Genomic DNA, 21,458 nt, shown 5'->3' with positions numbered 1-21,458 from the left:
TGTGTGTTTTTGTACACTGTTACTTAGTGTACCGCAACAACGATGCCAAATTTGCATTGGCGACTGTTAAAAAAAATACAAACATCATTATCTCGTCATTTCCGCTAAGGATGCGGTGGGAGCGGCGGATGGGGCGGCACTGGTGGGTGCGGCGGTAATGGTGGATGAGGCGGCGGTATTGGTGGGCCAGGAGGTAACGGCGGGTGCGGTGGCACCGGCGGATGAGGTGGGTAAGGATGAGGATGCGGATGAGGTGGATATGGCGGGTGTGGTGGGTGTTGATAATAATAATGGTGATGATGCCAGTAAGCGTATCCATATGAAGGCTGACTTATGCTAAAAGTCAGCACAAAAGCTGCGATAAGCAAAGATTTAATCAATTTCATAACAGATAATTTTAAGTGAACAATAAAGAATCACAAAGGCCGGGTAGTGACCGGCCTTTATAGAAACTTAGTGTCTGTGGCCGTAATGATGGCCGTTATCGCGATGGCCATTACTGTGCCATTCGCCACGCCCATGGTAGTAATTGCTACGGCAAGGACGCGTATAAGTAGCGCGATAATAATAACCGCGTGGTCTTCTGTGATCATAATGGTAGTGACCTCTTGGCCGCGCATAATAGACCGGTTGGTCATAATATACAGGCGCAGGCGCTACCACAACCGGTACGGGTGGGGGAGGCGGCAACGGTGGTAATGGCGGAGCCGGCAGAATGGCTGTTACTCTTACTTGCGCCTCTGATGAAATACTATTAAAACATAATCCTGCAAGTAATAAGGCACCAAGTACGATCCAGTTTTTGCTTTTCATAACTATAATTTTTAATCAGTGATTGATCCTTTCACCTATGGGGAATACAAATACCTTACCAACCCCAACCACTAAGTGTTAAAAAAAACAGAACGCCGCTAAGCGTTCTGTTTTAAAAAATTATGTGTGGCAAATTTATTTCCGGCGAAGTTTCCAGCTACCACGACTTGTTGAAGCTGTGGAAGTTGGGGAATTTTGTTTCCTTTCTTTTTCCCAGATATAGGCGCCAAATAATGCTGCTACTTCTTCAGCAACTGCATTTTCCTGCAACAAGTATTCTGGTTTGTAATATTTCTCGATGAATTTGGTATCAAAGTTGCCGCTGCGGAATGGCTCTGTTTGCACCGCCCATTTACAGAAACCTAATGTTGTTTCGATACCACGCACATAATATTCATCAATAGCACGGCACAAGCGATCAATTGCTTCATCACGTGTTGCAGCATATGCAATCATTTTAGCGATCATCGGATCGTAGAAGATCGGAATATCCATACCTTCTTCATAACCGTCATCTACACGTACGCCCGGTCCTTTCGGCGGCTGATAGATTTCCAGTTTACCGGTATCCGGCAGGAAGTTGTTCATTGGGTCTTCCGCACAAACACGCACTTCAATGGCATGACCATTAATGCGCAGTTCTTCTTGTGTGAAAGATAATTTATGGCCACGTGCTACCTGAATTTGCTCTTTTACCAGATCAATGCCGGTGATCATTTCAGTTACACAGTGTTCCACCTGCAGGCGTGTATTCATTTCCAGGAAGTAGAAGTTTAATGTTTCATCTACCAGGAATTCTACCGTACCGGCACCGTAATAGTTACAAGCTTTCGCTACTGCTACCGCACATTCGCCCATCGCTTTACGGATGGCTGGTGTCAGACAGCTGGATGGCGCTTCCTCGATCAGTTTTTGGTGACGGCGCTGAATAGAACATTCACGCTCGAACAGGTATACATAATTACCGTGCTGGTCGCCCATGATCTGTATTTCGATGTGGCGAGGTGCACCTACATATTTTTCAATGAAAACATCGTCGTTGCCAAATGCATTCAGCGCTTCGCTTTTTGCTGTGCGCATCTGTTCTTCCAGTTCAGACTCGTTATTTACCACGCGCATACCTTTACCACCGCCGCCGGCAGAAGCTTTGATCAGGATTGGGTAACCTACACGTGCACCGATTTCTGTAGCTTCAGCAAGATTTTGGATTGGATCCTCTGTGCCAGGAACCATTGGGACATTGAATTTCTTCGCTGCTTGCTTTGCTGAAATTTTGCTACCCATTATTTCGATAGAGTGGGCAGATGGTCCGATGAAAATAAGACCTGCATCAGAAACCGCTTTCGAGAAACTGGCGTTTTCACTCAGAAAGCCATAACCCGGATGGATTGCGTCAGCACCGCATTTTTTAGCAACCTCGATGATTTTATCTGCACGGAGATAAGACTGTGAAGACGGCGCCGGACCAATACAATAAGCCTCATCAGCATAACGCACGAATGGCATATTGCGGTCCGCTTCCGAAAACACCGCTACTGATTTTATACCCATTTCACGGGCTGTGCGCATTACGCGGACTGCAATTTCACCGCGGTTGGCAACTAATATTTTTTGCATATCTGCTTTTGTTTTTACTGAGTCAATGTGTTTGGAATGTGATGAATATGTTGAATGTGCTTGAGTGCGGCACACTACTCACATTATCTACATTTGACACATTTGAAATTATTCCTCCGATACCATCCGGCTACCTTTCCCATACTTCACGAAGCCATAAAGATATAACACGCGGGAGATTCGCATCAACCAGGGCTGTAATAAAAGTACAATTGCTATGGCAGCACCGAGTGCGTAAAAAATACTATAATCTTTATATGAAAGTCCGAAAATGATCCAGTAGGCTACGAAAACCGCGCCCAGCAAGGCTACGGAAAGGCCATAACTAACATATCCGGTTCCATAATAAAAGCCCACTTCCAGTTCCATTTTCTGGCCGCAAACTTCGCAACGTTCTGGCATATCTAACATATGACTCAGCGGAAATATGCTTTTGTGGGTAAACATATGTCCTTTACGACAGTTAGGACATCGCATTTTGAATATACTAGGCAGCAGCGCCGGTGGTTTTACATCTGACATAGCAAGATGAAGAATGTGAGTCGCAAAGTTACTTTTATTTGGCGATTGTACCGTTAGAAAACTCGCTACTGTGGCCGTTTTAAATAGGTGATTTTAGTCACTTTTTCTAGAGGGTGCAAAGTTGTAAAAATGCTTAGTTGCGAAGGCATGAATGTTACAGTTTCACATTTCACAATCTATTCCGCGATTGGCGCGTCGGGATCATTGGCATGGAAATGTTCCCAGATGAGCCTAGCTTTGGATGTGCCGACTGCTTTTGCGATTTCGCGTTGGGTCAGTTGCTTTATTTTAGCCACCGAACGGAACATTTTCAGCAGATCGGTCGCTGTTTTTTCTCCGATACCGGGAATCCCTTCCAATTCATTTTTAAACGTGCCTTTGCTGCGTATTTGCCGGTGGAAAGTAATACCAAAACGGTGTACCTCATCGCGAATCCGGCGTACCAGCAGATGCGCAGGACTGTCATAGGGCAGCTGTAGTGGCTCGCTGTCGCCCGGGAAGAAAATGGATTCTTCACGTTTTGCCAGACCTACCAAAGTCATACGCCCCGTGAGCCCCAGTTTTTCGATGCTCTCCAGCGCTGCACCCAATTGGCCTTTACCACCATCGATAATGACCAGCTGTGGCAACGGCTTTTTCTCTTCCATCAATCGTTTGTACCGGCGGAATACTACTTCTGACATTGTCGCAAAGTCATTGATGCCTTCTACTGTTTTTACGTGAAAATGGCGGTATTCATTCTTCGCAGGAATGCCATTCAAAAAGCAAACCATCGCGGAAACCGGATAGGCGCCCTGGAAATTGGAGTTATCAAAGCACTCAATGTGCGTAGGAAGATCAGGCAATTGCAATGCGTCCTGCAATTCTTCTAATACCTGTGTCGGATTTTCTTTAGCTGTTTTGCCAAGCAGTAAAGTATTTTTCTTCCGCAGTTCATCGCGGAAAATCTCACCATTTTTAATGCTCAGATCCAGCAGTTTCTTTTTATCGCCTGCTTTGGGAATAGTCACCTGAAGATTGTCTTCGGCCACTTCTATTTCAAAAGGTGCCACCACCTCGCGGGTATTGCTCTGAAAAGTTTCACGCAGTCTTGCCAGCGCCAGCGACAAGACATCACTGTCATCCTCTTCCAGCTTTTTCTCTACCTGCACTGTTTTCGCATAGATGATACTGCCGCCGTTGACCATCATGTAATTTACGAACGCAACATCGGCGCCACCTTCTACAAGGCTTACTACATCTATGTTTCCGAGATGCGGATTTACCACCGATGAACGGCTCTGGTAGTTTTGTAACGTATCAATTTTGCTTTTGATTACAGCGGCTCTTTCGTATTTCATTTCAGAAGCGAGCTGCGTCATTTCGGCTTTCAGGTATTTGAGTACCTCGCCGATATTGCCTTTCATGATATGCTTTACCTGTTGTAGATTTTGGGCGTAATCTTCAGCACTTTGCAAACCTTCACAAGGGCCTTTACAGTTGCCCAGATGATATTCCAGGCATACTTTAAATTTACCGCGGGCAATGTTTTGCGGCGAAAGATTGAGGTTGCAGGTCCGCAATGGGATGTTCTGTTTTACCAGCTCCAGTAATTCACGAACCCTGCCTACGCCGGTAAATGGACCCAGATATTCCGAGCCGTCTTTGATGAGCCGGCGGGTGAAAAATACGCGAGGAAAACTTTCTTTTTTGATGACGATGTATGGATACGTTTTATCGTCCTTAAGCTCAATATTGTATTTCGGCTGGTAATGCTTGATCAGGGAGTTTTCGAGCAGGAATGCATCATGTTCGCTGTCGGTTACCGTAAACTCAATATGATGTATCAGCGATACGAGTTTGCGGGTTTTAAAATTATCCTGTGTTTTGTTGAAGTAAGAACCTACTCGTTTACGCAGGTCTTTTGCCTTACCAACATAAAGGATTTCGCTGTGCTCGTCGTAATATTTATAACATCCCGGCTGATGCGGGATTGATGCCGAAATTGTATTAAATTCTTCACGTGTCATGCGCTTCTTCCTAATAATGTTTTACAACGTAAAACTTAAGAGTTACAACTTATAACCTAAAACTTATAACGCTGCTGCTAAACCATAAATTTATAAGTGACCTTCAGTTCTTTTTTGTCACCCATAAATGGTTTTTCAGTTTCCTGTATTTGCAATGTTTTCAATGGGGCGTAATACAGCTTTTGTATTTTATCGTTCCAGAAAGAATGTTTTGCCGTTTCGATATAAATGCTGCGAATCCTGCTGTTGAATGGATCTACGTTAATCTCCAACACCTGTGTAAATAGTTTGGGATCCTTCGCCTGGTAGTAAAATACTTTTGATGCAGCCAGATTATTGTCAAACATAGAAAAATCGTACTGGCCTAAATATTTTTTGTTACTAATATCCGTTGCCGAAAAAATCTTGAGGATTGCACCCCAGTCCATATTTTCAATTGCTACAAGAGATGAATCTTTCTGTCCGTTCAATACCGCGACTTTCTCCAACATATAAGGCTGGCCGTAATACATCTCCCACTGATCACGTGCAAATATATTAACGGAATAATAGGTGCCGGCAGAATCAAGGCCTTTTCCTGTGCTGCTGGCATATTCGCCGCCGCAGGAAGCCAGGGTTAAAACAGTAAAAAACAGAATTGCGATGCTTTGAAATAAGCGCATTTTATACTAGATGCTCTGAAAGATTAATAATGTATAAAGATACATTACCTGCCGGGAAAATAAATGGTCGTTATTGCTAGTTCAATAACGGATTGATCGGCATATTGGCGAGATAGGAAAAGTCTTTGCCCAGGCTGAAAATGGCTTTTTTCCAGGTTTCTTCAATGGCGGTATCGAACAATATATTCGGATTGCCATCGGTGACCAACCAGGATCCGTCTTTTAATTCTTTTTCGAGCTGACCCTCGTTCCACCCCGCATATCCAATAAACAGCCGCAAGTCGGCAGGATCGCAGAGGTTATGCTTCACGGCGTCAGTTAGGGCATCATAAGAACCACCCCAATAAATACCAGGTGAAATTTCATGACCACCGATTAGCTCGGGCAAGCGATGGAGCATATGTAACGTGTCCATTTGTACCGGGCCTCCCTGGTAAATATTAAGATTGGTATTGCTCAGTTCGGGAAGTAGATCTTCTAATGACAGAGTAGTGGGGCGATTGAGAATGAAGCCCACTGTTCCCTGCTCAGTATGCTCAGAAAGCAAAACTACCGAACGGGCAAAATTGGTGTCGTGCAGGAACGGTTCCGCAATCAACAGCTTACCGGTTGCCAGCACAGGATCATTTTGTTTTATGGGATTCAAGAAGTCCATAGCAATTTAAAGATAATAGAAATAAAACATAATAACAAAAAATATGTGTTATTGTTTTCACAGGATTTTGGCCTGGGAATTCATGTAGAAGCAGTCTCAAAAAAATTGTTCCGCGAATCGGTCGGCTGTCATTTTTATTTAGGTAGAAAGACAAAATGGCGACCAATGAAGGCCGCCATTTGACATCAAACAAATCGAAAAGAGAACCGCACAATATTAGATTTTCGTCAGTTTTTCACGGTAAAGGGTCTTGCCATCTTTGGTGATAACGATATAATAAACGGCTGGTGCATAATTTTCTGTTGAGATTGTCGTTTGCTGACCTGTAACAGATTGCTTATAGATTTGTACACCTACTGCATTGTATACACTCAATTCACTTCCTGTAGCGTCTGCCGGCAATTCAATTGTTGCAATTGCGTGAGCCGGGTTCGGGTAAATGTGTAGACTTGCCACACCGGATGCATTCTGTCTGATCACAACTACCTGGCTGTATTGAAAACGTTGATCCTGATCCACAATTTTCAGTCGGTAGAAATTGGTGCCTGCAATTGGTTGTTGATCTTGGTAAGAATAAGAATGTGTCACTGTTTCGTGCGCGTCAACGCTTATAATTCCAATGGTATTCCAGTTAGCACCATCTGCGCTGCGTTCGATTTCGAAGTGACCCACATTTTTTTCCTCAGCGGTTGTCCAGCTCACGTTATTAGAAGTACCAGCTTTTTCCGCGTCAAAACTCAAGAGTTTTAATGGGAGCGGTGTGCCACAAAGTGCGCTGTTCAGGTCGATAACTGCTGTTCGCGCTACACAACCGTTTGCCAAAGTCATAGTACCTGTATATTGTCCGTTATCAGAAGCCTGGTAAGTACCAAAGTCTTCTACTCTGCCGCTGCTGATAACATTTCCATTTTGATCTTTCCATGAATAAGTGGCACCTGGATACTCCGGTAATGAGAGTTGGTATGGAGCACCTGTACATGGTTGGTTTGCTTGTTCTGCCCAGATTTTTCCAATTGGCAGAATGCCTAACTGAGTGGATGACTGGTTACCACACGCATCCATAAACCAGAAATAATAAGTTTGATTGGCATTGAGTCCTGTAATTGCTATTGGGTTGCTTTGATTTGACATTTGAGGATTGGTCGGTTGTGAATTTGTAGTGTTATAATAAATATCATAAGGACCAAAACCTGCAAGATCAAACAATGCAGAACCATTATTCTGAAGTGTTCCCGAACCATTTTCACAAACGACACCGTATTTTTTGTTGATTACAGGTGCAGAGCCCGCGCTTACTATCGTTGTCGTAGTCTGAGATGTGCCAATTTTATTTGGGGTACAACCTGAGAATGTAGAGGTTGCTTTTACGGTATATGTTCCTGGAGTCACGTTGTTAAATACACCCGTATTATTACTGACAACAATTGTGTTTGACGAGTTGATAAGATTGAAAATGTCAGCATGGCTGCCCCAGCCACTAGTTATATCATTTGAAGGCTTAACAGTAGCCGTAATAGATGCACCGCCGCCACAAACCTGAGCTACAGTAGCGTTAAGCTGAATTGAATTGTCTGTAGGTAAAACAACCAATGAGAAATTAGGAATATCCGAGCATTCGCCGCCAGGATAAGTGATTTTTACTGTATAAGTTCCTGGAAGCAGATCGTTAGCATACCCGTGACCATTAGAGAAATTACTTGCTATTGTTGTTCCTACGCAGCAAGGACCCGCAGTAATAACCAGTGTTGCTTTATCGGCCTGTGGAATGTTGTAGATATTCAGATAAGAGCTTACCCGGCCATCAATGCATGAAGCCCATCCGTGATCTACAGCTACTGTTGCTGCAGCTGTTGGTGTAGAGAAAATATCTGAAGTGTCAACACGGCCACACGGGTCGTTAGCTACAATATAGAAGTTATCGCCCGCAGCTGATTGAATGTTTTTGAATCGGGGATCGTTTGCGTCTGTTGTACAAAATAATTGTGTATTGTTTTTATAGGCACAATAATTGACTGCACCGTTAAAACGAACATCAACGCTATGTTGAAGCGTTATCGAGGTTGCAGGAATGCCACAGGATGCGTTGACCATTGTCCATTCTGTACTGGGATTCAGGCTGCTTCCGTTAACGCATCTCGCAACAGCATCTCCACAGGAGTTTACAGCCTCTACAATAAAGTTTGGTGCGGCCGGTGTTGTGTATGTCAGGCCGGAAGTAGGTGTGTTTCCGGGAAATGTTTTTGTTGAATACAACGAGCCCTTAGTACATGAGCCCGGCGTAGCTTCCTTGTACACGTTAACAGTAATGCCATCGTTAGGGGTGTTCATGATCTCATTGTATGTTAATGGATCCACAAGCTGCAATTGGGCTGTAATCTCAGTACAGCTGTTATAGCTGCTGAATATATATTGCGCTGCATAAGTTGGCGGCGCTGCAACGTTTATTGTCTTGGTTATATAGTTGCCGCAAGCATCCTTAATACGAACAATGAAATTGCCGAAAGTGGTGAAATTTTGGGTTGTACTGCTGCCATAAGTGAGCAGGTTATCCGCAATATTTGGATCGTTAGTCGGATAAAATGCATATTGCAGTGGAGCAGAACTACCCTGAATATTAGACAGTGTTAGCGTAAGCTGTTTGGAACCACCGGTACAACCTGAAGTACTAGTCAGATCAGCCGCAGGTGCCGTATAATTGTCGGCTATGGTAAATGTCGCAGTATCTTTTAAAAGACTTCCAGCTGTACAGCTCATTTCAATTTGGTAATTGCCCGGCTCCAGATTGCTGAATGTCGGGTTTGTGCCTTGCTGCGTGGTGCCTATGTAAGAATTATTAGGCGCGGTGATCACTCTGTAAAGTACGCTGGCATTGCCGATACCGTTGCCTCCCAATGTAACGGAGCCGTTTGAAGGACAGCTCGCTGCTGTTTGGCCCTGTACTGTTACAGACGGACTAGCTGGGCACTGACCATATGATTTAATCATGGCCAATACGCTAAACGCTGAAAGTAAAATGAAATGTTTTTTCATTGTTTTGGTAGTTTTTTGTTGATGTGGTGGCTGTTTTTTGTATACGTTTTTATTGATTTTTTAAACTGCCTAGCTGTATTCCAAATGGGATGCCACTTTTTGTAAATTTTTAGTTAACGGGAATTTATAGCGACGTTTGGAATGCCGCCATTAAAGGTGTTTTCAATTATGTTTCAAATTGTTAGGAGTAGGAATGCAGATTTTTAGAAATGAGAAAAAATTCAAAAAAAACTCAAAAATTTTTTCGGAAGGGTATACTTATTTGCAGTATATATAATGTGTCTCTTTGGTGAAACAAGCTATTCTTTCATTTGAATGACCGGAAATAAAAAGGCGTCGTCTCTGAATAGAGCGACGCCTCAAAAAGGTACTGAAGTGCTACATAAAAAAAGAGACTGCCATTGGCAGTCTCTTTATCTGTTTAGAAAAATTATTCGCCTTCATCAAAGTCGGCGGTTTGTTTATTTTTTACGATACTGTATATCACTGGCGCTTGATGGTAGATGCTATTGGTAAACTTATTACCCAGAACGATAATCGTGAAGTTATCTTTTACAAAACGGTAGAAAGACGTGTTGTTGCCATGCCACCAGCCGTTATGATAAATGATTTTATAACCATCAGGGTAGCAGAGCATGCGCCAGCCGAGGCCGTAATTTTTGATGCCTGGTTTTTCAAAAGAGCACGGGCCGTAAGCGAGTTCGAGCGTTTCATTGCTAAGCAATCTGTTTTGGTAAAATGATTGATCCCAACGATACATATCTTCTACGGTACTATAAATACCTTTATCGCCATACACGCCATCTGCAAACATGATTGGTTCGCGAACCCAATTGTATTTATAGCTCACAGTTGTGTTTTCTGGTGCTTTATCTGCCGGGTCGAAAACAAAAGTATGCTGCATACCCAGTGGATCAAAGATGTAGCGCTTCATAAAGTCTTTGTACTTCATGCTGGTCACAGCTTCGATTACCAGCGCAAGCGTTGCGTAGTTGGTATTGCTGTATTTAAAACGACTGTCTGGTTTGAATTCCAGCCCAGGTTTGTATTGCGCCATTAACTTCAGCATTGTTTCGTTGTAGATCGGCGTTTTGGTATCCTTTACATATGAAGGCACCCAATGCGTATAATCAGGTAATCCGGAACGGTGACATAGCAACATTTTTACCGTAATGTTCGGGTACGGAAAATCTTTCAGGTATTGCTGCACTTTTTCATTTATATCCAGATATTTATGCTGGTACAGAAACAGAACCGCCGCTCCGGTAAACGTTTTCGATACACTAGCTAATTGTACCGGACACGTGGCATCCAGACGCATACCTTGCTCGCGGTTGCCGAAACCGAAATAACGTTCGTAAAGGATTTTACCCTGATAACCCACCAATACACTGCCGTTAAATCCTGCACGTGTTTGTGTGGCATAATAAGAATCCAGTTTATGAATCATATCCTGCCATTCCGCCGTAGTTGTATCAGCATAACTTAGCTTGATACTGCCCATTTGGTTTACCCCGGGTTTCTCGTGGAGAACAGCCGGTTGTTTGGCATTACTGCATTGGCATGAAATGAGATATATTGAGAAAATGATTGTGCTGATATATATATAAATGCTGATCCTCCGCATGATATTTTTCTGTGAATTGCAATATAAAAATTGACGTTTAGAGCGAATTGGGGTTTAACTCAATTTTAACAGCTTTCACGATGTCGTCGATAAACTCGTAATAACATTGTGCCAGCTGATAATAGTGGCCGATAAAGGTTTTGTAAGCGTTTTCGATGGGAGGAATATGTGCAGCCCGACGTGCCAGGCCGTTTAACGAACGTTGCATACCCTGGAGCGTTCGGTAATTATACAGCCAGTTATGCTCGCGCATATATGGAAAATATTGCTTGAACGTTTCCGGAAAATATGCTTGTTGGGTCTCCAATTGGTTGTAAGTCTTTTCCGAAAACTGGAGTAAATCATGTGAGGAAGGGAAAAACTGCGGGTCGTTGGCTAGAAAATGATCCATCAGACTATCTAAAATAGCGCCCGAATAAAGACCATAATCTTGTCGGAACCATACTTTGGCTCTCTGTATCGCAGGATGAACATCCGTAATGCTGTCGATTTTGCGATGAAGCATTAATCCTTTCCGGATGCCCTCTGGAAATTTTTCGAGCGCGAGTTTTCCTTTCACATGATCACCGATCATATTTCCGGTAAGTATCTCCGCATCTCCGAAGGAAAGAAAGGCATGGCCGAGGTAATTCATCGTCGCAAAGTAACTAAAAACAGAGGTAAACAATAATTGGAAAAATGCTTAAAGTGTTATGGACAGCTGTTTTTGAAATATTGTCAACTGCCCATTTTTCTGATTATTAGTAAATTAACACCAGAAACTCTTTTGCGTAGCGATTTATGCCGGCACAGTAGAACTCTCCATAATTGTGTCAACCGTCAATATCAATTCCTGCAAATCCTGATGCATCGATTTTAGATCGATCAACATTTTGTTCAGGTAGTTATATTGATGTTGTGTCAACACAAACGGCGAATGCAGAATTTCTCCAACGGCCAGCATGGTAGTTTCCTGGGCTGGGTTAATTTTTTGCAACATAATCACCGACTTATTGAACCAATACAGACATTCATTGATCAATGCTTGTTGCTCAGCGTCTGGTTCTTTTGCTGTGTTGCCGGCAGTGTTGTTTTCAATTTCCAGGTGAATACTGTTTAGTTCGCGGGTCAGCCGCACGTTATAGGTGATCAGTTGAAAGAAAAGACTAAACGATTTTTTCCTCCCTGATGGTTCTTGCAAAAAGCGGTTAAAGGAGTCAAAAGCATTGCTGTTGCCGGTTTCTGCCAGTCGCTTGTATTTTGTCCACGGCAATGCAGTTTGCTGTTCGTCCGGAAAGAATGTCACTTTGAAATATTCATAGTTGTGATAGATCGATTCAGCGAGGTAGCGCGGCAAATATTTTTTATCCCAGGTAGGTAAAAGCGCAAATCCTGCAACGATACCAAGTAGAGCACCTGTAATGGTGCAGAAAAGTCGGGAGAAAAGAATGGTCCAGCTTAATTCTGATTCTACTGCGAATAGTAGTACGAGTGAAACCGTAATAAAAAATGCGGCTACAGAATATTTTTTCCGGAGGTAATAAACCATTAGTACTGCACAGATAAACATGAAAATTTCCTTCACGTGGAGCGCTGTTGGAAGACGCAGGAGTAATCCGCCAGCAATACCGCCTAATACAGTTCCGAGTGTGCGATCAATCGCTTTTGTGAAGGTGGCGCCGAAATAAGGCTGAATAATAATAATCACTGTAAACGGAAGCCAATAGCCATGGTCAATATTAAACCATTTAAAAATAAACATGGCCAACGTAGCCGCCAGCGCTGTGCGCAGCGCATACCTCGCTGTGTTCGTGTTCATGTCGAACAGGATACGGATATTGTGCAGCAGATGTTTTGGATGTAAAATGTAGAGTGTCTTTATCAGCGAATAAGAACGGTAAATCGGTTGTTCTTCGCCGAGTTGTTTCATATTGTTGACGCAACTTTCTACCAATTTAATGCTTCGCTCTGTGAGTTGGATCACCCTGAAAATGGTAGTACGATTACTCGCGTCTTCTTCAAATAAATGGTCATTAAGCAGCTTGATGATTTTACGTAACCGCTCAATTCTTGAATTCAACAATAGTTCCTCTTCGGGTTTCAGCGACAAAACATATTCCGCAAGACGTTCTACCGTTTGTTGTAATGCTTTGTGCAGCGCGTAGAGTTTGAGTCGTGTTGCATTAGTGATTGCGGGTAGTTTAATGGAATCCAATTCTTCACTGATGGCAATAACGTGCGCTGCAATCAGTGAAGTCGCTTTCCGTGTATGCGCCAGGTTGTATTCTTTTCCTTTGTCGTGTGTTACCTGGTAGGCCATCGATTCAAAGAAATGTATAGAGCTGTCTATGCTGGCGCGCACATCCTTTTCTTTCGTGTAAATTTCCCTTAATCCGCTCCGCACGCCATTTCCGTCCCAGCCTTTTGATACCGTATCTATCAGTGAAGCGATCGATTTTAAGATCATGGCAATAGACCGCCGGTAAGGTTCTTGTTCGGGTACAAAAGCGGATGCTGCCAGTCCTACCAATATTGTCCACACGCCGCCAATAAGAATGTATAGTGAGCGCATCTCCAATGAATGCAGCGTTTTTACAGGGTAGGCATTACAGATGATAAACATCACATAAGCACAGATGGCAAGGCCGCTGCCGCGATCTCCCAGGTTTTTGAACAGGCTGGAAAGAAAGCCGACAAAGAGCATGCACACCATGCTAAGCCAGATGCTGGTGCCCGTAATGCTGCCTAATAGTGCAAAGAAGAAAGTCAGCAAAGTGCCACCAACGAGTACGCGCATGCGCAAACCAGCGCCACCGCGGAGTTCTACCCAGCAAATGCCTTCAGCAGTCAGGGTAATCCACTCTGCTATATCCATATGACCTGTAGCAACACCCCATATTACGGGTGCCACCGAGGCAACGGCCATACGGAGTCCCCAGTTGAGCGTGGGCTCAAAAGTTTCGTTTTGGATGAATTGGTTGAGTCGTTTATATGATTTTAAGTAGTTCAAAAAAAGATCGGTTTAAATTTAAATCCTGAGTTACAAAATGCTAGGGTGTACTCATTTCCTGAACGGCTGCTGTTACATCAGATACCGTAACGGTGCCTTCGTGAAACCATTTACGATCTTTGTGAATCACCAGTGTGCCGGGCAATGCGCCGCCCCAACGCTCGTCTATTTTAGGGATAAACTCATCGGCATTAGTGTCGCTAAACCACATGATTTCTGGTTTTGGTTTTTTCTTCGCAACGTAAGCTGCCAGTTTTTTCTGGTAATCCTCGCGGAAGTCAAAACTGATGAGCAGTACTTTCACGGGTTTGCCTTTAAAATTTTGCTGCAGCGTATCAAAAACAGATAATTCTTTTACACAGGGGCCGCACCAGGTGGCCCAGAAATTAACGATATAAGTAGTGTCTTTACCTGAAACCCTCGACATCAGCTGATCTGCGTTTGTGCTTTGGTAACTTTGTGCTTTCACGGCCGCGCTGGCGACAAAAAGCAGAATAATTGTTTGGAATAGCTTCATAAATAGTGTTCTGAATAATAAAGTTATTGTCTATCTGCTGATTGAAGAAATAGTAAGCCATTATATTTATGACGGTGCTGAAAACAGGGGTGGTCTGCATTTTGTTTTTTGTCACATTCTGTAAATAATACAGCATCAATCAGCGAAAACGCTTAGGTTTGCCCCGTTATTTTTCAAAGGAAATTATGGACAAAGTAGCCTTACTGAAGCAGAAATCCGCAGAAGCATTAAAAGGCGGCGGTGAAAAAAGAATAGAGTCTCAACATAAAAAAGGTAAACTCACAGCGCGCGAACGCCTGCAGTTATTGCTGGATGAAGGCTCATTTGAAGAAGTGGGTATGCTGGTAACACATCGCAGCCGTGATTTCGGTATGGAGAAAGAAGTGTACCTCGGCGATGGCGTAGTAACTGGTTATGGAACGATCCACGGTCGTCTGGTATACGTTTTTTCACAGGATTTCACAGTCTTCGGCGGAAGTCTTTCTGAAACGCATGCAGAAAAAATCTGCAAGATTATGGATCTGGCAATTCAGAACGGAGCTCCGGTAATTGGTCTGAATGATAGTGGTGGTGCGCGTATCCAGGAAGGTGTGGTTTCTCTGGGCGGTTATGCTGATATTTTCCACCGCAATGTAAAAGCATCCGGTGTGATTCCGCAGCTGTCTGCGATTATGGGCCCATGTGCCGGCGGCGCTGTTTATTCTCCTGCCATCACTGATTTTATCATGATGGTGGAAAATACCTCTTACATGTTTGTAACCGGTCCGAACGTAGTGAAAACGGTGACGCATGAAACGGTAACCAGCGAAGAGCTGGGTGGTGCACAAACACATGCCTCCAAATCTGGCGTTACGCATTTTGCTTGTGCCAATGAAGTAGAATGTATTGAGTATCTGAAATCCCTGCTGAGCTATATTCCTCAAAATTGTGAAGAGGATGCTCCGGTTTATCCATACGAAATGGGCAATGAATTGCGGGCCAAACTCAATACGCTGATCCCGGAAAATCCGAACCAGCCGTATGATATGAAAGAAGTGATTGAAGAACTGGTGGATGCTGATTCATTTCTGGAAGTACATAAAAATTACGCAGAAAATATAGTAGTAGGTTTTGCACGTATTGCTGGCCGCAGTATTGGTATCGTAGCCAATCAGCCAGCTGCGCTCGCAGGTGTTTTGGACATCAATTCCAGCAAAAAAGGTGCTCGTTTTACCCGTTTTTGTGATGCATTTAATATTCCATTGCTTGTGTTGGTCGACGTGCCAGGTTTCTTGCCGGGAACTGATCAGGAGTGGAACGGCATCATTACTAATGGTGCTAAATTGTTGTATGCATTAAGCGAGGCTACTGTTCCAAAAATTACGGTAATCACTCGTAAAGCTTATGGCGGTGCTTATGATGTAATGAATTCAAAACATATCGGTGCAGATCTGAACTATGCATGGCCAACAGCAGAAATCGCAGTAATGGGTGCAAAAGGCGCAGCGGAAATTATCTTCAAAAAAGAAATCGCCGAAGCTGCAGATCATGATGCAAAATGGAAAGAAAAGGAAATGGAGTACATGGAAAAATTCGCTAATCCTTATGGAGCGGCTGCCCGCGGTTTTATTGATGAAGTAATTCTTCCGGAACAAACACGTGAAAAACTCATCCGTGCATTCAAAATGCTGGAGAATAAAGTCGTGAACATGCCGAAACGCAAACATGGCAATATTCCATTGTAATTGATGGGTTGCAAAGGCGATGAAATTGTAAAGTTGCTTTTGCTTGTAAGAATGTAGAAATAAAAATCCCGGCCATATAGCCGGGATTTTTATTATGCTTGGCAGAATGAAATGTCGCAAAGGCGTACACAATGGCATAGTGCTGCCGGGCAACTTTTAGTTTTTCACGAAAGGAATCACTTTTTTCATGCCATCTTTCGAGAGCTGAATATGATACAAGCCTGCAGCCCATCCGCCGACAGAAACGCTTGTTTCCAGTTCTGAGCCATTTGCTATAACGTTTTTGCTTTCCAGTTTTTTGCCGGTGAGGTCAAAAACAGTCAGTGAATAAGTACCTGGCGTTACATTGTCTGCATGAATGTTGATATCATTCTGCGCTGGATTCGGGAATATGTTCAACGCAACATCTTTGGTTGCTTCGCTCACGCCTGTAGTCGCTTCGCTGATAAGCGCCGTATTTGCGTTTGGCTGATCGCCGTTTGTGGTACCGTCGTGGTTTACTGCATTCAGCGTTACGAAGAATTTTACAGAACCTGTACCAGCAGCTGGAGCCGTCCAGGAGAAGCTGGTGCTGTAAGAATAGCCGCTACCTGCAGCTGTACCTGCGATTGGGGAGTTGTGTTCCACCAATTGGAGACTTCCACTGGCGTTGCGCACTGCAGGATTAGTGCCGCTGGCGGCAAAGCTGCCCGCCTGAGTAGATGTACTGCTATTTTTTACGCAAGATGCCTGGAACCCGAAATACGGCAGGTTGTTGGCGTTGGAGCCTGTGATGGTAACGGTGTAGGTCTGGCCCGGCGTATAGCTGGTTACAGTTTGTCCATTACTGCTCAGCGTAATGTTAACGATTGTACTGGCGGTGTTTGAGCCATGGCAACCACCACTGCAATTGGCTGAAGAACCGGCACTACCGGTTCTGTTGAGATTACCGCCCTGGTATGGCCCATTTTGGTAGCTCGACAATGTTACAATTGCCATTCCGGCAAATGCAGAAAAGAGAATAAATTTTTTGCACATAAAAGGCTGAGTGAATGATGAAAATATTAATAATTAATCAAAAAAAAGTATAGCTAATTAATTATTAGAGTAAAAAGGATTGCCATAAAAGACAATAGTTTGAAGATCAAGGTTGGTACATCTATATTATTTTTTTTCGAAAAAAAGGGTCGCTTTTATTAGCCTGGCATTCAAGCTATCTTTGCCGGAATTATGGGCCAGAAAAAATTGATCCGATTTGCGGAGATAAAAACTTTTCCTAACGTGTTGCAGTATCCTGAAAATATGCAGGGACAGTGGCATGAATTCTTTAAAAACGAGCATCCAATTACGTTGGAGCTTGCCTGTGGAAAGGGTGAATATGCTGTAGGACTGGGTAGAATGTATCCGGAGCGAAATTTTATCGGAATCGATGTAAAGGGAAACAGAATCTGGAAGGGCGCTAAAACAGCTTTACAGGAAGGGATGAACAACATTGCGTTTGTCCGTTCGCAGATAGACAAGGTGACTGATTACTTCAAAAAAGATGAGGTAAAAGAAATCTGGATTACGTTTCCTGATCCACAGCTGCGTATTTCCCGCATAAAAAAGCGACTGACACATCCGCGCTTTCTTCGCCTATACCAACAATTTCTGGTAAATGATGGTATCGTGCATCTCAAAACAGACAGCCCCGATCTATACAATTTCACAAAAACGGTAATTGAACTTTACGACCTTGAATTATTGCAGGATGACGATAATGTCTTTGCAAAAACGGAGGTGCATCCCGAATTGAAAATTAAAACCCATTATGAAGGCTTGGATATCGCGCAGAGTAATCGTATCCATTACCTCGAGTTCCGTCTGAATAAAGACCTGCCGCTGGAAAAGGATGAAACGCTAAAACAGATAATACATGAGCAAACACCTCCTGGAGCACGTTGATTTCTATTTCAACGAGCAGGGATTGATGGTACTTACGGAAAAATATCACCGTGACCGCGGGTATTGCTGTGGTAACGGATGCCTGCATTGTCCTTTTGATTACATTAATGTAAAAGAGCCGAAACGTTCTCATTTGTTAGCTTTACGTAGCAAAAAAGAATCTAATGGCTGAAAATAAGGAAGACCTTTACGAACTTATTTACCAGATCGTTCGTAAAATACCTAAGGGCAGGGTGACCTCCTACGGAGCGATCGCTGCCGCTATTGGTGCGAAATCGGGTGCGCGCGTGGTTGGCTATGCTATGTTTTCTGCCGGCAGTGCCAAACCCAAAGTACCGGCACACCGGGTTGTAAACCGGATTGGCCTGCTTACAGGTAAACATCATTTTAACCCGCCTTCCAAAATGCAGGAATTGCTTGAAAAGGAAGGTGTAACGGTTAAAGACGATAAAGTCGCAGATTTTAAAACACGTTTTTGGGACCCGGCTGTGGAGCTGTCGATGTAGATATTGAAAAAATGAAAATGGAACGGTTTTTGTTCTACCTTAATAGGAATTAAAGACGAAAGTTAGATATGTTAGCCATCGGAAAAAAGAATATAACACACACTTTGAAAACAAAACATCTCTTTTTACTACCAGTTTTGCTTTTTTGTTTTTCATGTAACGAAAGCGGGCCGCAAAAGGCCGGCAAAAAAGAAGACCGAGTAGGTTTATTCGAAAACGGCCTGTTTAATCAGGACGAATTTGCGAAAGCGCTGCAGGCCAAAGTCCCGGCTTTGGATACGACAGACAGCGTATACCTTAAAACAAAAATACTTTCCGTACAGCAAGCATTGCGATACGCGTATACAAGAAACGAATTTTCCCCATTTTGGGTAAAGGAAAAAGGTGTTACGGATGCAGCAGGCAAGTTGATTGACGAATTAGCACAACTCGGTGATGATGGTTTGGATCCGGAAAAATATCATGTTTCAGATCTCCGCAAACAATTGGATGCATTAAAGGGACAGAAATCTGCGGAACTGAGTGCTGTTGTGAATTTTGACACAACCTGTACTCGTGCTTATTTACAGGCTTCCCGCGATTTACTGATCGGTAGTGTTCCTTTAAAAAAAGCAGACTCGCTTTGGTATCACGTCAATGATTCTGTATGGAGTGCGCCAAAGCTGATGCTTTCGAAGCTTGGTGAAAGTGACGATTATCCAGGTTTGAAAGAGTTTCGCAGTGAGATTCCAACTTATGCTTTATTGCAGCAAACATTGCATCGCTATCGCGAGTTAAGTAAGGATTCGGCGTACATGGCTGTTAAGGAAAACATGGGTACTGTTCCGAAAGATAGTGTGGTAGCCTTTATTGCCGAAAAAGAAATTGGTGATACATATGATCCTGGAAATGATACTGTGAGCCGCTCCAGGCAAATTTTGCAGAACTACCAATATTATAACGGGCTCCGCATGACGGGGAAAAAAGACAGTATAACGGTTGCTGTTCTTTCGCGCCAGCCTGACGAAACGATCAAAATGATCGAAGCGAATATGGAACGTTTGCGTTGGTTGCCGAAAAAATTGGAGGATGAATATGTGCTCGTAAATATTCCGATGATGGAATTTATGTTGCGCAAAGATAATTTCGATGCGTTTCGGATGCGTGTTGTAGTAGGTAAGCCCGAAAGACAAACACCGGTATTGAATGCGCGCATGGTCAATATTGTGTTTAATCCGTCCTGGGGTGTGCCGCCAACGATTCTTAAAAAAGATGTGTTACCTGGCCTGACGAAAAGCGGCGCTGCTTACTTGTCAAAAAAAGGCTTGCGTGCCTACGACCATAATGGCAATGCGGTAGACGCAGGTAGTATTACTGAAGCTAACTACAAACGTTTTATCTACAAACAGCCGCCTGGTGATGATAATTCGCTGGGTGTAATTAAGTTTAATCTTCCGAATCAGTGGGATATTTATTTGCACGATACACCGCATAAAGAAGACTTTCCAAATTATAGTCGTGCTAAAAGCTCGGGTTGTATCCGATTGCAGAAACCGCGTGAACTTGCTGAGTATATTCTTACAGAGCTGGAAGGACGTAACCGCTTTGGACAGCCATACATTGACACGCTTGTACAGACGCATAAAACGCGCTACGAAATTCTGAAAAACAAAATTCCCGTACATATTGTCTATCTGACAGCCTTTGAAGACAGCACCGGAAAACAAATACGTTTCCTCCGGGATGTTTACGGAAGAGACGCGAAGTTGCTTTCGTTAATGCAATAGGTTATCGCTGATCTTCGGTTTTTGATGGTAACGGAAAGTACTTTTCGTTTCTTGAGGAAAATATCACAGCAAAAAGTATAATTTAATCATAGCGATAAATAGAAATTAAAACGGGCATTGCCGATTTATTCCGCAATGCCCGTTTTTTATTTGAGTTGTTATGTCTTTTGATTCTCAGAATTAGTGTACGCGAATAGCGCCCGGATCAGCATTGAAAGCTGGCATCGGACTTTGCTGCATCGCTGGCGCAGGTGTGATTGCAGACGCCTGCGGACGAGTCGCCTCGGCTTCCGGAGTCAAAGGCATTATGCCGAATTGGCTATCATCCATTGGCAGGTGCTCAATTTTCTTATTCAACCAGAAAGCGGTATGTAAATATTTTGCCTGCGGGTAATAAATAAATAAGCAGGTACCGTCTTTAATTGTATTGATAATTGGCAGCGATAAAGCAGAAGGCACGGCGGGACAGCCCCAGCTGCGACCCAGACGTTGATTGTCGGCAATAAAGTTTTTGCAGACATAATCAGCACCATGTACCACAATGCCACGATCAAAAGCTGCAGAATTAAAACCATTATCCATTCCATTCAGCTTTAAAGACGTTCCGTGTTCACCTTCATAGGTTTCGCCGGTTACATAAAAGCCAAGACTGGTTTGGTGTGAATTGTTGCGGTTTGAAAATGCTTTTGCAAATTCTTCACCCGAACCCTGGCCATGTGCCACATAAGTGTGGAAAACGATGGTCTTTTTGTCGAGATCAATAATCCATAAACGATAATCATTGGAAGAGCGCGTCAGATCACAAACCGTAAGCAGATTCTTTTGCTGGTTTAATTTTCCGGCATTCCTCAGATTAATATAACCATGCATCGCTTTATCGAAAATATCGTAATCCAGCGTGTCGTTTTTTGGAAAAGCTATTTGCTTGTAGGTGTTTTTGATGTACGTAGCTACCTGATCAGTGGTAGTATTGTTTAAGTCATTTACAGAACTTCCGGCAAATACAAAATTGGCTTGTAAGGCCAGAAGAAGGCATACCACAATGCACAGCGTGAATTTTTTCATGAACACGTTACCTTAATAAATAAATAAAAAATA

The 21,458-nt window shown here is 43.3% G+C and carries 19 protein-coding genes; 5 read left to right on the top strand and 14 right to left on the bottom strand.

Going from position 1 to position 21,458, the window contains the following annotated elements; genetic code table 11:
- Positions 1-19: 19 nt before the first annotated feature.
- The 12 genes from DN068_RS21950 to DN068_RS07250 form a co-directional block, all read right to left on the bottom strand.
- Positions 20-319, bottom strand: coding sequence for a hypothetical protein (locus DN068_RS21950; RefSeq protein WP_123985271.1), 300 nt, complete (start codon positions 317-319; stop codon positions 20-22).
- 134 nt (positions 320-453) lie between these two features.
- Positions 454-813, bottom strand: coding sequence for a hypothetical protein (locus tag DN068_RS21945; protein ID WP_123985270.1), 360 nt, complete (start codon positions 811-813; stop codon positions 454-456).
- A gap of 135 nt (positions 814-948) precedes the next feature.
- The gene (gene accC / locus DN068_RS07295; RefSeq protein WP_110998249.1) at positions 949-2,430 is read right to left on the bottom strand and encodes an acetyl-CoA carboxylase biotin carboxylase subunit; all 1,482 of its coding nucleotides are present in this window, start codon (positions 2,428-2,430) and stop codon (positions 949-951) included.
- A gap of 108 nt (positions 2,431-2,538) precedes the next feature.
- Positions 2,539-2,832 (bottom strand): hypothetical protein, encoded by a 294-nt coding sequence (locus DN068_RS07290; protein WP_243630145.1) that lies wholly within the window; start codon positions 2,830-2,832, stop codon positions 2,539-2,541.
- A gap of 296 nt (positions 2,833-3,128) precedes the next feature.
- The gene (gene uvrC / locus DN068_RS07285) at positions 3,129-4,961 is read right to left on the bottom strand and encodes an excinuclease ABC subunit UvrC (RefSeq protein ID WP_110998247.1); all 1,833 of its coding nucleotides are present in this window, start codon (positions 4,959-4,961) and stop codon (positions 3,129-3,131) included.
- Between the two features lie 77 nt (positions 4,962-5,038).
- Positions 5,039-5,623: a hypothetical protein gene (locus tag DN068_RS07280; RefSeq protein WP_110998246.1), complete on the bottom strand. Its 585-nt coding sequence runs from the start codon at positions 5,621-5,623 to the stop codon at positions 5,039-5,041.
- Positions 5,624-5,699: 76 nt separating this feature from the next.
- Complete coding sequence (locus DN068_RS07275) at positions 5,700-6,269, bottom strand: YqgE/AlgH family protein (protein ID WP_207798868.1); 570 nt, start codon at positions 6,267-6,269, stop codon at positions 5,700-5,702.
- Positions 6,270-6,494: 225 nt separating this feature from the next.
- Complete coding sequence (locus tag DN068_RS07270; RefSeq protein ID WP_110998244.1) at positions 6,495-9,308, bottom strand: T9SS type A sorting domain-containing protein; 2,814 nt, start codon at positions 9,306-9,308, stop codon at positions 6,495-6,497.
- A gap of 430 nt (positions 9,309-9,738) precedes the next feature.
- Positions 9,739-10,812 carry a serine hydrolase domain-containing protein gene (locus tag DN068_RS07265; protein WP_165836309.1) on the bottom strand — a complete coding sequence of 358 codons (1,074 nt, stop codon included), beginning with the start codon at positions 10,810-10,812 and terminating at the stop codon, positions 9,739-9,741.
- A 160-nt stretch (positions 10,813-10,972) separates the two neighbouring features.
- Positions 10,973-11,569 (bottom strand): acyl carrier protein phosphodiesterase, encoded by a 597-nt coding sequence (locus tag DN068_RS07260; protein WP_110998242.1) that lies wholly within the window; start codon positions 11,567-11,569, stop codon positions 10,973-10,975.
- Positions 11,570-11,713: 144 nt separating this feature from the next.
- Positions 11,714-13,924 (bottom strand): FUSC family protein, encoded by a 2,211-nt coding sequence (locus DN068_RS07255; RefSeq protein ID WP_123985269.1) that lies wholly within the window; start codon positions 13,922-13,924, stop codon positions 11,714-11,716.
- A gap of 40 nt (positions 13,925-13,964) precedes the next feature.
- A complete protein-coding gene (locus DN068_RS07250; RefSeq protein WP_110998240.1) occupies positions 13,965-14,441 on the bottom strand; it encodes a TlpA disulfide reductase family protein in 477 nt (158 codons plus the stop codon).
- Between the two features lie 185 nt (positions 14,442-14,626).
- On the opposite strand from DN068_RS07250, the gene DN068_RS07245 reads away from it, so the two are divergent.
- Positions 14,627-16,165, top strand: a complete 1,539-nt coding sequence (locus DN068_RS07245; protein ID WP_110998239.1) for an acyl-CoA carboxylase subunit beta — start codon at positions 14,627-14,629, stop codon at positions 16,163-16,165.
- Positions 16,166-16,321: 156 nt separating this feature from the next.
- Here the strand turns inward: DN068_RS07245 and DN068_RS07240 are convergent, their stop codons facing one another.
- Positions 16,322-17,182: a choice-of-anchor V domain-containing protein gene (locus DN068_RS07240; RefSeq protein ID WP_110998238.1), complete on the bottom strand. Its 861-nt coding sequence runs from the start codon at positions 17,180-17,182 to the stop codon at positions 16,322-16,324.
- 192 nt (positions 17,183-17,374) lie between these two features.
- Between DN068_RS07240 and trmB the strand changes: the two genes are divergently transcribed.
- From trmB to DN068_RS07220, 4 genes are all read left to right on the top strand, one after another.
- Positions 17,375-18,088 (top strand): tRNA (guanosine(46)-N7)-methyltransferase TrmB, encoded by a 714-nt coding sequence (trmB, locus tag DN068_RS07235; RefSeq protein WP_110998237.1) that lies wholly within the window; start codon positions 17,375-17,377, stop codon positions 18,086-18,088.
- Complete coding sequence (locus tag DN068_RS07230; protein ID WP_110998236.1) at positions 18,060-18,260, top strand: DUF5522 domain-containing protein; 201 nt, start codon at positions 18,060-18,062, stop codon at positions 18,258-18,260. The genes trmB and DN068_RS07230 overlap by 29 nt, the downstream gene beginning before the upstream one ends.
- The gene (locus DN068_RS07225) at positions 18,253-18,594 is read left to right on the top strand and encodes an MGMT family protein (RefSeq protein ID WP_110998235.1); all 342 of its coding nucleotides are present in this window, start codon (positions 18,253-18,255) and stop codon (positions 18,592-18,594) included. Before DN068_RS07230 ends, DN068_RS07225 begins: the two co-directional genes overlap by 8 nt.
- Before the next feature lie 104 nt (positions 18,595-18,698).
- On the top strand, positions 18,699-20,360 hold the full coding sequence (locus DN068_RS07220; protein ID WP_165836308.1) for a L,D-transpeptidase family protein: 1,662 nt from the start codon (positions 18,699-18,701) through the stop codon (positions 20,358-20,360).
- 180 nt (positions 20,361-20,540) lie between these two features.
- On the opposite strand, the gene DN068_RS07215 is transcribed toward DN068_RS07220, so the two are convergent.
- Positions 20,541-21,425, bottom strand: a complete 885-nt coding sequence (locus DN068_RS07215; RefSeq protein ID WP_110998233.1) for a murein L,D-transpeptidase catalytic domain family protein — start codon at positions 21,423-21,425, stop codon at positions 20,541-20,543.
- Positions 21,426-21,458: the final 33 nt, after the last annotated feature.

Source organism: Taibaiella soli, assembly GCF_003236175.1.
GTDB lineage: Bacteria > Bacteroidota > Bacteroidia > Chitinophagales > Chitinophagaceae > QKTW01.
This window is presented reverse-complemented; position numbering and strand designations above follow the sequence as displayed.